11 protein-coding genes are annotated in these 16,041 nt (G+C 70.2%); 6 read left to right on the top strand and 5 right to left on the bottom strand.

Annotated elements, in window-relative coordinates; all coding sequences use genetic code 11:
• Nucleotides 1-34 precede the first annotated feature (34 nt).
• Nucleotides 35-1,189 (bottom strand): N-formylglutamate amidohydrolase, encoded by a 1,155-nt coding sequence (locus C8E83_RS17470; protein ID WP_121371358.1) that lies wholly within the window; start codon nucleotides 1,187-1,189, stop codon nucleotides 35-37.
• A 104-nt stretch (nucleotides 1,190-1,293) separates the two neighbouring features.
• Here C8E83_RS17470 and C8E83_RS17475 point away from each other — a divergent pair, with 104 nt between their 5' ends.
• Both C8E83_RS17475 and C8E83_RS17480 read left to right on the top strand, forming a co-directional pair.
• Nucleotides 1,294-1,515: a hypothetical protein gene (locus C8E83_RS17475; protein WP_121371359.1), complete on the top strand. Its 222-nt coding sequence runs from the start codon at nucleotides 1,294-1,296 to the stop codon at nucleotides 1,513-1,515.
• 71 nt (nucleotides 1,516-1,586) lie between these two features.
• The gene (locus tag C8E83_RS17480) at nucleotides 1,587-1,967 is read left to right on the top strand and encodes a hypothetical protein (RefSeq protein WP_121371360.1); all 381 of its coding nucleotides are present in this window, start codon (nucleotides 1,587-1,589) and stop codon (nucleotides 1,965-1,967) included.
• A 143-nt stretch (nucleotides 1,968-2,110) separates the two neighbouring features.
• On the opposite strand, the gene C8E83_RS17485 is transcribed toward C8E83_RS17480, so the two are convergent.
• Nucleotides 2,111-2,794, bottom strand: a complete 684-nt coding sequence (locus C8E83_RS17485) for an NYN domain-containing protein (RefSeq protein WP_147430233.1) — start codon at nucleotides 2,792-2,794, stop codon at nucleotides 2,111-2,113.
• A gap of 113 nt (nucleotides 2,795-2,907) precedes the next feature.
• On the opposite strand from C8E83_RS17485, the gene C8E83_RS17490 reads away from it, so the two are divergent.
• From C8E83_RS17490 to C8E83_RS17505, 4 genes are all read left to right on the top strand, one after another.
• Nucleotides 2,908-3,351: a DUF2269 family protein gene (locus C8E83_RS17490; protein WP_121371362.1), complete on the top strand. Its 444-nt coding sequence runs from the start codon at nucleotides 2,908-2,910 to the stop codon at nucleotides 3,349-3,351.
• 198 nt (nucleotides 3,352-3,549) lie between these two features.
• Nucleotides 3,550-10,005, top strand: coding sequence for a DUF11 domain-containing protein (locus C8E83_RS17495; RefSeq protein ID WP_121371363.1), 6,456 nt, complete (start codon nucleotides 3,550-3,552; stop codon nucleotides 10,003-10,005).
• Nucleotides 10,006-10,174: 169 nt separating this feature from the next.
• Complete coding sequence (locus tag C8E83_RS17500) at nucleotides 10,175-11,833, top strand: APC family permease (protein ID WP_121371364.1); 1,659 nt, start codon at nucleotides 10,175-10,177, stop codon at nucleotides 11,831-11,833.
• A 124-nt stretch (nucleotides 11,834-11,957) separates the two neighbouring features.
• On the top strand, nucleotides 11,958-12,608 hold the full coding sequence (locus C8E83_RS17505) for a TetR-like C-terminal domain-containing protein (protein WP_121371365.1): 651 nt from the start codon (nucleotides 11,958-11,960) through the stop codon (nucleotides 12,606-12,608).
• Between the two features lie 113 nt (nucleotides 12,609-12,721).
• Here the strand turns inward: C8E83_RS17505 and C8E83_RS17510 are convergent, their stop codons facing one another.
• The 3 genes from C8E83_RS17510 to C8E83_RS17515 all read right to left on the bottom strand — a co-directional run bounded on the left by C8E83_RS17510 (nucleotide 12,722) and on the right by C8E83_RS17515 (nucleotide 16,035).
• Nucleotides 12,722-15,445, bottom strand: a complete 2,724-nt coding sequence (locus C8E83_RS17510; RefSeq protein WP_121371366.1) for an AMP-binding protein — start codon at nucleotides 15,443-15,445, stop codon at nucleotides 12,722-12,724.
• 103 nt (nucleotides 15,446-15,548) lie between these two features.
• The gene (locus tag C8E83_RS19670) at nucleotides 15,549-15,701 is read right to left on the bottom strand and encodes a hypothetical protein (protein ID WP_170159996.1); all 153 of its coding nucleotides are present in this window, start codon (nucleotides 15,699-15,701) and stop codon (nucleotides 15,549-15,551) included.
• A 43-nt stretch (nucleotides 15,702-15,744) separates the two neighbouring features.
• Nucleotides 15,745-16,035 carry a hypothetical protein gene (locus tag C8E83_RS17515; RefSeq protein ID WP_121371367.1) on the bottom strand — a complete coding sequence of 97 codons (291 nt, stop codon included), beginning with the start codon at nucleotides 16,033-16,035 and terminating at the stop codon, nucleotides 15,745-15,747.
• Between the last annotated feature and the right edge of the window lie 6 nt (nucleotides 16,036-16,041).

Consider the following 16,041-nt stretch of genomic DNA (forward strand, 5'->3'; position numbering starts at 1 on the left):
CAGGGCTGCGTTCCGGGGCAGGGCGCAGGAGCGGCTACGCGCCCTCGCGGTAGGCGTCCCACGCGCTCCTGCAGGCCTGCGCGATCGCGTCCACGCGCGCGTCGTCGGGGGTGATCCAGCCCTCGCCCGGCTGCGTCAGCACCGACGTGTTCTCGGGGCCGAGCAGGAACTCGCGGAGGAACTCCGACTGGACGGCGTCGAGGGCGAGGTCGGGTGCGCCGTGAGCGGTCGCCGGTTCCTGCGGCTGCCTCTGCTCGCGCACCGCGTCGAAGCGGGCGCCGGCCTGGATGATCTCCTGGCTGCCGAGGTACGGCACGTTCAGCTGCACGGCGTCGTCGGGCTCGTCGAAGGCCGCCCCGAAGGCTCTGCGGTGCGCGCCGGCGAGGCGGCGGAGGCGCGCTGGATCCATGGTCACCACGTTGTCGCCGCGCCTCTCGCCCTCGGCGTCGCCCCGGTTCGAGAGCGCGACGACCGCCGGCAGGCGGTCCGCGGGGTCGCGGTCGACGTCGATCGCGCCGTCGACGCGCGTGGTGTGGTTCATCGTGTCGTGGAACGAGAGCGTGGTGAAGGTGCGGCTCTCGCCGCCGCGCGCCGCAGCGTCGAGGGCGGCCTGGGGGAAGCGCTCGATCAGCTCGTCGCGGGTGCGCTCGTAGACGCCGAGGCCGCGGTCGGCGGTGGTCGAGAAGGTGTCGGCGAGCTCCTGCAGCCCGGCCTCGTCGGTGGGCGGCGTGATCAGCGGGTAGAACGAGAAGGTGACGGGCCGGATCGCGTCGACGCCGGTGAGGTCGGTCTTGACGCCGCGGCCGGCTTTCTCCACGCGGGCGAAGGCCTTGCGCAGGTCGGCTGTCAGGTCGGCGGGCTTGGCCCGGTTGGGATCGCGGATCATGCGCGGATGCGGGTTCTCGACCGCCACGATGCGCTCGTCGATCTCGGCCCAGCGGCGCACGACGGCGCTGGTCGAGACGTCGGTGAAGTCGTACTGCAGGCGGCGGGTGAACTCGGGGGCGAGGAATCGGTCGAGCTCCTCGGGGATCGCGGCGCCGGCGTGCGGGCAGGAGACGAGGAGGTCGGCTGCGGCGATCGCGTCGTCGAGGGTGCGGCCACCGTCGGCCTTGCCCTTCCAGAAGGTGATGTCGTCGCTCGTGAAGGTGGTCCCGGCGGGGATCAGCACCCGTGCACCGTCGCTCATGGGGGTGACTGTAGGCCTGGTGGCCCGCCCAGGCGCGTCGCTGCCCTGGGGCGAGTTGAATTCCTCAACAGCACCGATCACACGCTCACGACAGGAAGCCGCCCGTGAAGATACGCATCGACAGCGTCGCCAATCGTCCCTTCGAAGTGGTTCTCGAACCCTGGGGCACCGAGCTGACTCTGGACGCGGGTGACTGGTTGGACGTCCGGTTGCCGGATGACTCGGCAGGCCTTGAGGTCACCTACCACGAAAGAGGATTCCTTCTCGGTTTTCGGGAGGACGATCCGATCATCGAGGACAGGGCAGGAAACATCGTCCGGCCCTGAGCCTGCCGCGGCGGTGGAATAACCTCTCACGAGGGCAGCTACCTCGCCGCATTCGACCCCAAGGGACGGACTTGGAACTCACACGCATCGGGTTGTGGACGCAGCAGTCCGGCGACGGCCTGCCTGCACCGGAATCGCTCGTGGACTCGAACCGCCCGCTCGACGAGCACACCCTCGTCGCCGACTACCTCGAACGAGGCTTCGTCTGCCGCGCCTACCTGGGGCGAGCCACGTGTCGACTTTGCGGAACGGACCTGGGCAGCCTGGAACTCACCGATGGGTCATTCGCGTGGCCCGAGGGCCTGCCCCACTACCTTCGAGCTCACGGCGTGGCCCTTCCCGAGGAATTCATCCGCTACGTCCTCCAACGCGTGGACGCCCTCGAAGAAGCCTCCGGTCAAGTCCGCTGGTGGATCGAGCGGACATCCTCGTCGCCCGTGGACCACCCCTAGCCTTTTGCACAACGCGCCGCTCGTCGCACAGATGACGCCAGCCGTAGCCACAAGGCCGCGTTTGATCTCAGACGCTTCGACGGGCAGAATGGTGGCACATCGCCTGGGGCATCGACGCCAGGCTTAGGGCCTCTTCGGAGGCCCTATTTCATTTGCCGCGCGATGCGACGGTCGGGGTTGGGGAGCCATTCGGCAGGTCGAAAGAGCGGGACCGTCTCGGCCATCACAGGGTTGGGCAGCAGGCTCTCGGCGAGCCTGCCTGTGCTGATCCAGACGACACGCTCGTGGCCGCATTCCATGAGGTCTCGGCTCTCGCGACCGTGCGGAAAGACGAGGAAGACACGTTTGCCGAGTTCCGTGGCAACGAGCCGAATGGGCGTTTCGAGGTCGGAATCGTTGCTCACGATCACGTAGACGTCAGCGGTGTCGAGGAACGCGTCGCGAACGAGGTACGTGGCGAGGTTGACGTCGGAACCTTTCTCTTCCGGGCGCCACACGTCGACCATCTCGGACTCCGACGGTTCGCGAAAGCGCCGCCGGTACCGAGACGCTCGGACCTCGAAGCGTCCGAGGTGAGTTTGCAGTCTTTCGATCGTTGCGAGGGCGCGCAGGTAGACCATCTGACGCGCCACGATGCCCGGATCGCCGGGACTTGCCTTGCCTTTGAGCACGGCAGTGAAAAACCGGACAAGGTTAACCTCGTAGTCGACGAAGATTCTGTCGAAGAGTTCCACCGGATTGAGCCAGCGGTAGTCGCTCTCGCGGAGGAGGCCGTTGTAGAGGTTGAAACCGTCGACGTAGACATTGACGCGCATCCGATATGTCACCTATCAAGACTACGTGCTCGCGCGGTCGCGCGGGTCGACCGAGTGGGCAGGCGGTCGCTCGAGGTCGACCGATCGGCACGGGCACGGCGATCGGGCGGCGGTACGATCGCCATATGGATACCGTCTTCGTCGTACTGCATGTCGTCTCGGGGGTCTTCCTCGTGGGCCCGATGGCCATCCTGCCGATGGCCGGTCTCCGCACCCTGCGCTCGGGCGAGGCCGGCGCGGTCGCCACGACCGCCAAGTCGGTGCGCCTGTTCACCTGGCTGTCGCTGATCGTCGTGATCTTCGGCTTCGGCGCCCTCGGAATGAGCGACCCGAAGTACCACACCTCGTTCACCTCGACCTGGATCTGGCTGTCGCTCGTGGCCTACGTCATCGCGATGATCGTCAACCTCGTCGTCGTCATCCCGGCGATGCAGAAGGCCGCCGGTGCCGCGGGCGGGGCAGCGGTCGCAGGATCCAAGCCGGCCGGTTACTCGCGCATCTCGGCCGGCTCCGGCATCTCGGCACTCCTCCTCGTGCTGATCGTCGTCCTCATGGTCTGGAAGCCGTAGCCCCCTCTCGTCTCCGCACGCGCACGCCGCGGCCGCGCGCAGCCCACGCCGACGAACACCGCCGACGCGTAACGCACCGTCTACCCCCGCGTCACATTCGCCACACCCGTCACAGAAAAGTCTTCCGAGATTCGGAGGATGTGCCTACATTGGGTGACATCGGGGCACCCAACCCCGCAGTGGGAACGGTGTGCGCGCATGTCTTTTCTGACCCGGAGGCCGAGCGAGAACCGTCAGAGGAGGCCACTCCTCGGCGTCATCGCCGCGATCGCCGTCGCCTTCGTGGTGGGCGGCACGGCGTTCGCCGCCCCCGCCGCGGCGGCTGACACTGGCGCGCTCACGCTGAGCAAGACGGTCGACCAGGGCCAGAGCGGCTCGTACGCGCCCGGCGACGAGTTCACGTATCAGATCGCCGTCGGGTGCGACGACAACGACTGCCAGAACGCGGTCATGACCGACCCGCTGCCCGCGGCGTTCGCCGGTTTCACGATCGAGTCGACGACGACCAGCCCGAGCGCCAACCCGAGCACGCAGTCGTACAGCGGCTGCACCACGACGGTGACCGCGAACTGCACTCTGACGGTCGCCTACCGCGAAGCCCTCGGCACCGGCGTCGTCGGTATCTCGGCCGGCGACACGTACACGACGAGCATCACGCTCCGGGTCCCCGCGAACCTGCCGCCGACCTGGCCGTCGAACGGCCAGGCGATCACGAACACCGCGAACGCGACCTCGACGACCGCCACTCCGGCGACCGATCAGGCGCAGGTGACCGTGAACATCCCGATCACCGTCGGCACCACGCTCGGCAAGACCTGGGCGCCCGCGACGCAGCAGTTCGCCCCGGGGGCCGCCTCGACCATCACCCTCATGCCCCGGAACACCTCGAACGTGCCCGCCGAGACCCTGTTGACGCAGGATCCCACCTCCGCCCAGAACGGCGCCACGTCGCTGGGGTCCGACGACCCCTTCGCTCTCGTCGACTTCACCGGCTTCGGTCCGGTGACGCTCCCGGACGGCGCGACCACGGTGCAGGTCGACGCCTACGTGTTCAACGACGCCCTGGGCGCCTACGAGTGGGTGCCGGGCCAGCCGAACGCCCCGGGTGCGATCGCCTTGCCCGCGGGCGTCGACCCGAGCGCCGTCGCGGGCCTCCGCTTCACCTTCGCGGGCGCCGACGGGGCGCAGCTCACGGGCGCAGGAGCAGCGGGAAGCGTCGCCGTCTCCGTCGCCCAGCGCGCCACGAACCGTCAGACGGGCGCCTCCCTCGTCGCAGGCGGAAGCCTGACGAACCAGGCGACGTCGACCGTGACGGTGCCCGGCCAGGCTCCTGCGACCGCCTCGGCACAGGCCCCGTACACGATCACGCCGCTGTCGACCGCTGTGACCGCGACGAAGTCCATCTCGCCGGCGAAGATCCCCGCCGGGACCACCGCGACGGCGACGATCGGCGGCAAGAACACGTCGAACGGCCCTCTCGACAGCCTCAGCCTCTCCGACACCGACTACTTCACGCCGAGCATCGCGTTCGGCGGCTTCAGCGCCGGAGTCTCGTATCCGACGGGCGCCACGGCGGGCAGAGTGACCTGGCACTTCGGCGACGGGACGACCACCACGGTGCCGTTCGGCAGCGGGACGACGCCGGCCACGCCGACGGCTCCCGCGGGCTCCTACGTCTCCGGCTTCAGCCTCGACTTCACCGGTGCCGTCGCCGTGAACGCGACGGCCACGGCGCAGTATCTGATCGCTCCCGTGGCCGACACGGTCGCGCAGGCCGACGGCTCGGTCGCGACGACCAACACCGTCGACGTGACCGGCGCGAACGCGGCCGGCCCGTCGAGCGCCGCCGCAAGTGCGCCGCTGCAGATCTACTACCCGCAGATCCAGCTGGGGCTGGCGAAGACGATCTCGCCGCAGGCGCCGGTCGCTCCCGGCGGCACGGTCGTGGCGCAGCTGCCGGCGACGACCGACCCGAGCACCGCCTACGTGAACCCCGACACGATCGTCGTCACCGACGTCGCACGCCCGGGGCAGGCGAACGACTTCTGGAACTCGTTCCAGCCCACTGCGATCGCCCCGACGCAGGTGCCGCGCGGCTCGACGCTGCTCGTCGAGTACTCGACCGACGACGGAGCGACGTGGCAGACGCTGACGACGGCCGACGCCACCGCGGCCACCCAGGTGTTCCGGTACGACATCGATCCGGCGCTGCAGCCGTCGATCACGGGCCTCCGCTATACGTTCTCGAACCCTCAGGGCTTCGCCCAGGGCGTGACTGTGAGTCCGAACACGGTGTTCCAGGCGCAGGCGAATCTGCGTGACGGCACCGGCCCGACCTCGGTCGCAGGAGCCGCGGCGAGCAGCTACCAGAACCACGCCACCGCCGTCGGCACCGGCGAGGTGACCGGCCTGCCCGACCTCCGAAGCGCGGTCGTCGCGGCCGACGCGAACGCGCGGATCCAGACCTTCACGGGCGAGGGCACGCTCCTCGCGAGCAAGGCCTGGACCAACACGTCGTTCTCGCGCGACATCACGACCCTCGACGCGCAGTCGGGCGAGCAGGCCGGCACGAAGCTCGGCTGGGGCGTCAACTCGACCGGCTACTCGTCGCTGACCGTGACCGACTCGGCCTCGAACCAGCAGGACCCGTCGCAGACGGTGTTCCAGGCGTTCAACCTCGTCCGCGTCGCCCCGGTGTCGTTCACGGCCGACCCGCTGATGCAGTGGGATCAGGTGACGACGCTCGAGCTGTACGAGAACGGGGCGTGGGTCACCGTCACGCCGCCGACCGGCTCCTGGATGTCGTCGACCGGGTTCGCCGGGTACACGCTGACGTCCGCCCAGCAGGCCGCCACGACGGGCATCAGGATCACGGTCACGCCGAACGACCCGGCCCGCGCCGCGTCGACGAACCCGCTCGCACCGCCGGTCGGCTCGGGCATCGCGACGTCCGCCGGCAACCAGCCGCGCTTCTTCGACCTCGTCTGGCAGCTGCGCAACACGGTGCGCGTGGCGAACGGCGCGGGCCCCTGGGTGACGGCGACGCACGGCTACAACGAGCCCGACGCCGCGACGATCGACAACACGGTCGGCGTGGCCGGGACCCAGAACGGCGCGGCGGTCGGTCCGCGCGTCGCCGACGACACGATCACGCTGATCGATCAGCCGCCGCTCGTCGCGGTGACCAAGGCGAGCCAGAAGTCGAGCATCGTCGTGCCGCAGCCGGGCGACGTGCCCGCCGCGGGTTATCCGACCAACGACTTCACGGTGAAGGTGCAGAACGACTCGGCGTCGCGCGCCTCGTACCTGCGGGCCACCGAGCCGATGCCGTGCGACGCCGGCAGCACGGCCGCCTGCAAGACGGACGCCTCGGGCTTCGCGGCGAACCCCTACGCCACCGCGGTCTACTCGCCCTCGACGAACCCCTTCGAGCGCTTCACGATCACCGGCCTCGTGTTCGCCGGCGTCACCCCGCAGATCAGCACCACCGCCTCGACCGTCACGCTCTGGCACTACGGCGACGCCGGGGCGCTCACGACCTCGACGGTGACGCTCGCGCAGGCTCAGACCCTCACGGCGGCCCAGCTCGCCGACGTCGTCGGCGTGAGCGCCCTCTACCAGGGCGCGACACCGACGACGACCGGCGGCACGATCACGAACACCGCGCCGATCACGATGACGCTCCACACGCAGGTGCGGCAGACGCTCCGCAGCGACCCGGTCGCCTTCGTCACGCCGTTCAGCGTCGACAACTACGCGTTCGCCCAGAGCTACGACCCGGTGCTCTTCCCGTCGGGCGCCCAGTCGACGCCGACCGACGTCTCGCATGCGACCGTGGCGCTGATCCAGGGCAAGCTCGACGTGACGGCGTCGAAGTCGTTCTCGCCCACGACGCTGCTCGAGGCGAACCACACCGCCCCGGTCGCGGTCACGCTGGGCGCGACGCAGGGGACGGCCGCGTCGGTCGCCGCGTCGCAGGTGACGATCACCGACACCGACCCCGCCTTCTGGCAGTCGTTCCGTCTCGCCTCGCTCTCCGCCTCCGACGTGACGCTGCCGGCAGGAGCCGGCGAGGTGCGGGTCGACGTCCAGACGAACGGGTCGGCGACCTGGCAGCTCGGCGCCTTCGGGCCCTCTGCCGTGCTGCCGTCCGTCGATCCTGCGACCGTGACGGGCATCCGGTTCGTCTTCGACCGGGCCGACCACGCTCTGCTGTCGAACACCGCCCCGCCCGCCGCGTGGTCGGCGAAGGCCGTGCTGCACGTGACCGTGCTCGACGACCTGCGCGGCACGACCACGCCGGTGCCCTACCCCAGCACGGTGAGCGACACGATCCAGACAGCCTCGCACCGCTACGCCGACTCCGACCTCTACCCCGACGCGAACGCCGCGGCGACCGCGTCGTTCTTCCTCGACCCCGGCACGTTCCGGCTCGACGTCGCGAAGGACCCGCAGAACGACACGCACACCGTGGTCGTGGGCGACACGATCCCGTGGACTCTGAGGTTCACCAACACCGGCACCGGCTACCTCACGGTGCAGAACCTCGTCGACACGCTGCCGGCGAGCATGGAGTGGGACGGCAACACCCCGACGTACCAGGACTCCGCCGGCGGGCTCCTGCCGACGTCCGGGGTCTCCGTGGCCTTCGACCAGACGGCGAACGCGCTGACGTTCACCTGGCCGTCGGGCGAGCAGAGGCTCGCGCCCGGAGAGGCGTTCACCGTGACGCTGGGGCTGATCCTGCAGCCCGGGCTCACCAGCGGCCAGCACTCGACCAACCAGATGGTCGTGACGACGGCCCAGTCGCTCGCGGCGTGCACGAACACGTCGGGCAACGGCCAGGGCACGGTCTCGGGGCTCCCGTCGACCGAGTGCGGCACGACGAACTACGTCACGCCCCAGCCGGGGCCGGCGCTCTACACGTCGAAGGGCGTGAAGGGCGACGTCACCGACGCCCTGCCGACGATCTCGGGCGCCGTCAACGTGAACAGCCCGGCGACGCCCTGCGTCACCGACCGCCTCGGCTACTACCGCTACCCCTGCGTCGCGAACACGCAGGTCGGCGGCACCGACCAGTGGCGTCTGGCCGCGGCGAACAGCGGCACGGTGCCGTACCGCGCGCTGACGCTCGTCGACCCGCTCCCGACCCGCGGCGACCGCCTGCTGGCGACCGGGTCGTCGCGCGGATCGACCTTCCGGCCCGTCTTCGACGTCGCCTACGGCATGAACATCACCGCCCCCGCCGGCACGACGATCACCTGGCAGGTCACGACCACGCCGAACGTCTGCGTCGGCACCGGCGCGACGTCGTCGTGGACCACCAACCCGACCTGCACGGGCGCCACGTGGGTCGACGGCGCCGACTACACCGGCGACGGCACCGACGTGACGGGGCTCCGCGTGATCCTCGACTTCACGACCACCGCCACGGGCACGCTGGCACCGGGCGGGCGCGTGCAGGCCCTGTTCCAGACGATCGACCAGCCGCAGACGGCGCAGGATCCGACGGGTGCCCCGACCACCGCCCCCGTCGGCGCCGAGCTCGCCTGGAACCAGTTCGGAGCGGTCGCCACGACGACGACCCGCGCCGCCATCGCCCCGCGCGCCCCGGTGAAGGCCGGAGTCACTCTCGCCGGCGGTTCGCTGACGATCACGAAGACGATCGACGGCCCGGCCGCGGCCGACGCGCCGACCTCGTTCTCGGCCGACGTCGCGTGCACGGTCGCCGGGCAGCCCGTCGACCTCGGCGGTCAGTCGCCGGTCACGCTCGACGCGGCCGACCTCTACACGGCGACGATCCAGGGCATCCCGCTGGGCGCGGCGTGCTCGACGACCGAGGCGGGCGACTCGGGGAGCTACGGGGAGGCGGCGAGGAGCGTGTTCCCGGGAGTGGTGCAGATCCTGTCGCCCGCGGGTTCCGACGGATCGACGCCGGCGGGCCAGGCGGTCGTGCTCACCAACACGTACGACTTCGGCCAGCTGGAGCTCGACAAGACCGCCGAGTCGCGCACCGTGCGGATCGGCGACGCCATCACCTACGACATCACGGTGTCGAACCCGGGCACCTTGCCCGCGTCGGACTTCTCGGTCTCGGACGACCTGCCCTCGAACGCCACGTTCGTCTCGGCCGACGGCGGCGGCACCTTCGACTCCGGGATCGTCACCTGGCCGATCGCCTCGCTCGCGCCGGGCGACTCGACCGTCGTGCACGTGACGCTCACCTACGACTCGTCGGGGCTCGTCACGAACCAGGCGGTCGTGACGCCGCCGGCCGGGCCGACTCCGTGGGCTCCGACCGAGACCGTCGACCCCTGCTCCACGGCGACCGGGGCGCCCGCCGACGCGTCGTGCTCGACCGTGCAGGTGACGCCGCCGGCCGTGACCCCGCCGGGCGGCGGCGGTCAGGGCACCGGTCACGGCGGCAATCCTCCCGGTGGCGGCAGCGGCACCGGCCCCGGAACGATCCCGGGCGGGGGCTCCGGCTCGAACGCAGGAGCAGGCGCGGACCCCGGCACGACTGCGCTTTCCGGCGCACTGGCGTTCACCGGCTCGAACGCCGGCTGGCTCCTGGCGCTCGGTCTCGCCCTGCTGGCAGGCGGAGTCTTCGTGCTCGGACTGGCGCGCCGCAAGCGCCGAAACACAACAACCTAGGCAACGCACGTTGAGGTTTGCCGCGTAAAAGGTGCGAGGCAGCCGTGTGAAGATCTTGTTTCGGGTGCTCGCTTGCCCCGTTCGGGGGGAGTAGTTTCCTCGCAGCGCCTCTTTTTGCGTCGCGTGCACGTTGCCCGTGCTCGCCCCCGACACAAGGAAAGCCTCTCTTATGTCATCCACCAAAGCGCCGACCAGCGCTCTCCCCGACAGCGGGCTGAAGCGCCAGATCGGCTTCATCGGCCTGATGTGGGCCTCGGCCGGGTCGATCATCGGCTCCGGCTGGCTCTTCGGACCAGAAAAAGCTCTCGACCAGGCGGGCCCCGCCGCGATCATCTCGTGGGGCATCGGCGCCATCGCGATTCTGATCCTGGCCCTCGTCCACGCCGAGCTCGGCGGCATGTACCCCATCTCGGGCGGAACAGCGCGGTTCCCCCACCTGGCCTTCGGCGGAGTCGCGGGTGCGTCGTTCGGCTGGTTCTCGTGGCTGCAGGCCGTCACGGTCTCGCCGATCGAGGTCACGGCCATGATCAACTACGGCTCGACTTACTTCCCGTTCGCGAAGGGTTGGCTCCGCAAGGACGAGACCCTGACGCCTCCCGGCATCATCGCGGCGATCATCATCATGCTGGTGTTCGTCGCGATCAACTTCCTCAGCGTCCGCGCGCTGGCGAACACGAACTCGGCTGCGACCTGGTGGAAGATCGGCGTCCCCGTCTTCACGATCCTGGTCCTGTGCATCGTCGGCTTCCACGGCTCGAACTTCGGCGCCGCCGACGGCTTCGCACCCGAGGGCGTGAAGGGCATCATCTCGGCGATCCCGAATGCGGGCATCGTATTCGCGCTCCTGGGCTTCGAGCAGGCCGACCAACTGGCCGGTGAGTCGATGAACCCGAAGCGCGACATCCCCCGCGCCGTCATCGGGTCCGTCGTGATCGGCCTGGTCATCTACCTGGCCCTGCAGGTCGCCTTCATCGGCGCGATCCCCGGCGACAAGCTGCTCCACTCGTGGACCGCGACGGCCACGCAGTTCGCGGCCGGACCCTTCGCTCTCATCGCGATCGCGGCCGGACTCGGCTGGCTGGCGTTCATCCTGTACGTCGATGCGGTGATCAGCCCCGGTGGCACTGGCCTCATCTACTTCACCGCTACCTCGCGCGTGTCGTTCGGCCTCTCGAAGAACGGCTACTTCCCCCGCATCTTCGAAGCCACCACGAAGAAGGGCGTGCCGTGGTTCGGCCTCATCATCGCCTGGGTCTTCGGTTGCATCTGCTTCCTGCCGTTCCCCTCGTGGCAGTCGCTCGTCGGGCTCATCACGAGCGCCTCGGTGCTCATGTACGCCGGTGCACCGCTCGCCCTGGGCGCGTTCCGCAAGCGCTTGCCCGACGTCGAGCGCCCCTTCCGCCTCCCCGGTGCGATGATCCTGTCGCCGCTGGCGTTCATCGTCGCCAACCTGATCATCCTCTGGACCGGTTGGGTCACCGACGTCAAGCTCGGCGCCTGCATCGTCCTGGGCTTCATCATCATCGGGCTCAACCGTCTCTTCAAGGGCAACTCGACGCCGGTGCACCTCAACTGGCGAGCCGCTCAGTGGCTGTTCCCCTACCTCGTCGGCATGGCGCTCATCGTCTACCTGTCCGACTGGAACCCGACCGGCCCGAACATCTTCCCGTTCGGCATCGACATCCTGGTGACCGCGGTCTTCAGCGTGATCATCTACTTCTGGGCAGTCCAGACGTCGCTGTCGACCGGTGAGATCCTCGTGCTGGTCGAGGAGACCCAGGTGCACGCCGAAGAGGTCGAGGCAGCGATGCCCGACGTCGCGGCCTAGCCTTCGCATCACGCCCTGCGGGGCCGGACCGATTCGGTCCGGCCCCGCTTCGCGTTGTCTGGGGGAGCGGGTCGGAGCCCTGTGCGCAGGCGGTGGCGCGGATCCTGCGGCCTAAGCTGGATTCGTGGAAGCAGGAGCCAGTCGCCGAGTCGGCCGCCCCCGCGACCCGTTCATCGAGGGCCGGCTGCTGCGCGTGACGCAGGAGCTCATCGCCGAGATCGGCATCGAGGCCCTCACCATGAACCGCGTGGCCGAGCGCGCCGGGGCGTCGAAGGCCACGATCTTCCGCCGGTGGGACGACAAGAGGTCGCTGATCCGCGACGCGGTCGCCGCGTTCGACGTCGACACCACGATCCCGAACACCGGGGCGCTGCGCACCGACCTCGACGAGCTGATCCGCACCTGGGTAAGCCCGATCGGCTACCCGCCCGCCGAGTTCCGGCACGTGATCGCCGCCATCTCGCGCGACCCCGACATCTGGCGCGCGTACGACGCGGCCACGCACGCCGAGCGCACCCGGTCGCTGACGGCCGTCGTGCGTCGCGCCGTCACCCGGGGTGAGGCGCCCGCGGTGCGGTACGACGCCGCGTTCGTCACCCGCGCCGTGCACGCGCTCGCCGTCGAGCACGCCGCCCAGCGCGAGCTTCCGCTCGACGACGCGTTCGTCTCGCGGGTGATCGACAGCATCGTGGAGCCGATCCTCGGCGTCGGGCGCGACCCCGAGGCCGATGCCGCCGACGTGGCCGCGGGCATCCCCCTGCACGTGCGCCGCTGACGCCCGCCCGCGGTCGCCGGCTCTCGCGCGCCCTCCAACACCAAATTTCGGACAAAACTCCAACGAAGTCAGTGGAGTTTTGTCCGAAATTTGGTGTGGAGGAGGCGGCGGGGCTAGGCGGAGACGGGCGCAGCGTCGACGAACGCGCGCAGCTCGTCGGCGAGCTGAGCCACGAAGGGCTCGCGCAGGATCGACGTGTGCTCGGCCTCGATGACGATGTCGCGCCGGTCGCCCGTGAGCACGCCGTCCCAGGCGAGGGGCCCGTCGGGGTTCTCGTCGGCGAGCACCAGCGCGGCACGGCCCGGGCACGGCCGCACGACGTGCTTGCGCATGAGCAGCACAGAGCGGTCGAAGAACGAGTCGTACTGGCGCTGGCCGCGATGAACGAGGTAGCCCGCGAGGTGGGCGCGGATCTGGCGGCCGTACTCGTCGCGCGGCGGCAGGCCGTCGGGGACGAGCCGGTGCAGGAGGACGGACGGCAGCGCCTTCACGCCGGCGAGGGCTCGGATCGGGCCGGTGGCCAGCGTCGGCTCCTGCCCCCCGGAAACCGCGAGGGACTCGTCGGCCGCAGGCGACTCTTCGGAGTCCGCCGTCTCGACGTTGCGCGGCAGGTACGTGTCGAGGATCGTGACCGACTCGACCTCGCGCCCCGCCTCGGTCAGCTGCCGCGCGACCTCGAGCGCGACGACACCGCCGAACGAGTGGCCGATGAGGCGGTACGGGCCCGACGGGTGGAGGTCGACGATCGACCTCGCGTGCCGGGCGGCCATGGCCTCGACGCTGCGGTCGGGCACCGCGCGCCGCTCGATGCCGTGCTGCTGGAAGGCGTGGAACGGGCTGTCGGGGAAGCGCTTCGCGAGGGGCAGGAAGGTGAGCGCCAGGGCTCCTGCGCCCGCGAACCCGAAGAACGGCGTGCCCGCCGCGTCGGGGTGGAACGAGACGACGTCGGGGTTCGCCGGCTCGGGCGCCGCCTCGGCGACGACCCGCGCGGTGAACTCGCGGAGGGTCGGGTGCTGCAGGATCGCGGCGGACGGCACGTCGACCCCGAAGTGCTCTTTGACGAGCGAGAGCAGCTCCTCGGCTGACAGCGAGTCGCCGCCGAGCGCCATGAAGTCGTCGTCGGGCGCGAGCTCGGGCAGCTCGAGCACCTGCTGCCAGATGGTCGACATGGCCAGCTCTCGCTGGTCCATCGCGTCGACGTCGGGCCGGCGCTCGGGCACCGGCGGCAGGGCGCGGCGGTCGATCTTGCCCCGCTCGGTGCGGGGCAGGGCGGGAAGCTGGACGATCTCGGAGGGCACCATGTACTCCGGCAGCACCGCCCTCAGGGCGCGGCGGATGGCGGCGCTCGACGGGGTGCGGCCCGACTTCGACGGCACGACGTAGGCGGCCAGCCGTGTCGGAGCGGGCGGCGTCGCCTGCGAGATCTGGGGGATCACGACGGCCTCGGTGATGTCGTCCATGGCCAGCAGGGCGCCTTCGACCTCGCTCGGCTCGACGAGGTAGCCGCGGATCTTGACGCCGGCGTCGCCCCGCCCGAGGAGGTGCAGCACGCCGTCGGCACCGACCCGGCCGAGGTCGCCCTGGCGCACGAACGGCACACCGTCGCCGTCGACGCCGAACTTCTCGGCGTTCAGCTCGGGTGCGTGCCAGTAGCCGCCCGAGAGGTAGTGCGAGACCACGAGCACTTCGCCCGCCTCGCCGGGGGCGACGTCACGCCCGTCGGCGTCGACGATGCGGACCGCGCGGCCGCGGAACGGACGCCCCGCGGGGAGCGCGCCGTCGCGGACCTCGTCGCCCTGTTCGACGACGTGCACGGCGATGCCGTTGGTCTCGGACGACCCGACCTCGTTCATGAAGCGCGCGTGGGCGGGCAGATGGGCCAGGATCTCACGGACGTCGCGGCCGTGCACCGCTTCGCCGAGGGTGCTGATGATCGAGACGCCGTCCAGCATCTCGCCCTCCCCGAGGGCGGCGACGATGCCTCGCACGAGGTGCGGAGTGCCCGCGAGCGTCGTGATCTCCCCGGCGCGCATCAGGGCGACGAGCGGGGCCAGCCCGGCGTCGCGCGGGTCGACGAGGACGGCGCGTGCGCCGGCGATCAGGGTCAGGAGCAGGTTCGCCGAGCCGGCGACGAAGGAGAGCGGCAGCACGATGGCCGAGCTGTCGCCCGGTCCGATCTTCCGGAGGCCGAGGACCCCGTCGATGTCGTTGACGAACGCGCCGTGCCGCTGCACGACGCCCTTCGGGACGCCGGTCGACCCGGAGGTGAAGACGATCTCGAACGGATCCTTGCCCTCACGGGCCGCGCCGGTGGCGAGCCGCGCGTCGGGGACGTCGTCGACGTCGCCGGTCCGCGCGGAGGCGGCGTCCAGGAGCTCGTCGAGCGACAGCAGCGTCCGGAGGCCCCCGGGGCCGCGAAGGGTCTCGGCGAGGCCGCGGTGGCGGTCGTCGACGAGAGCGAGGGCGGCCGTCGACAGCTCGACGATCTGGGCGAGGCGCTGCTCGGGCAGGTGCGTGTCGAGGACGACGCGGATGCGGCCGGTCTTGAGCAGCGCCATGAGCGCGACGACCGCTCGGGAGTCGTGCGCGAGGACGGCGGCGATCGGCCGGTCGTCGTCACCCACCGCGTCGAGGATCGCCACCGCGACGGCATCGCTCAAGCGGTCGACCTCGGCGTACGTGAGGGTGACGCCGTCGGCGTCCAGTGCGGCGGGCGAGTCCGGGCTCTGCGCGACGGCGAGACGCCAGTGCGTCAGCAACGACTTCGGCGGCCCGGCGTCGGGGTGCCGCTCGGAGAATTCGGGGTCGTCGAAAGGAATTCGGGTGCTCGAGAGCATGTCGGGTGGTCCCTCGGGTAGCGGTTGCGGAGCTTATTCGGGTGCGCGCCGCTCGTTCATCGTAGGCACACGGCGACTGTCGGGAAAGTGAACTCTTCGGTCGTCAGCCGGCGGGCGACGACGGCCGGAAGGCGCGCACAGCCGCCGCGAAGGCCTCGTCGACCGCGTCGAAAACCGTGTGTGGGCCTGGTTGCTGGAAGACGTCTTCGCGATCGTCGTTGCGCACGAGTTCCTCGAACGCGACGTCGTGCCTCATATGTCCTCCGGCTCCGCCGAGGCCAGTCTCCTCGATTCGACTATCACTTCCAGTCATAGTCGAACTTCCAGAGCAGAGCGTCGAGTGCCCGATCGTCCAGGTTCGGCTTGGCCGACAACATCACAGTCCTCACACGAACATCGGCCTCGGCCCAGTCCTCCCGGTTCCAGTCGGTGGGGATGGCATCGAGGATTCGAACGGAGTCTTCGGCTTCGCGCTTCGCCGCGTCCGAGAACCGGCCGTCTTCAGCGCGCCACAGGAGGGAAGGGACTGCTGACTTGCCTCGGCCGAGGTACGCGATGACGGCACCGCTGAGCTCTGATTCACTGAGCATCGACCC

It is taken from the genome of Frondihabitans australicus (assembly GCF_003634555.1).
In the GTDB taxonomy this organism is placed as follows: Bacteria; Actinomycetota; Actinomycetes; order Actinomycetales; family Microbacteriaceae; genus Frondihabitans; species Frondihabitans australicus.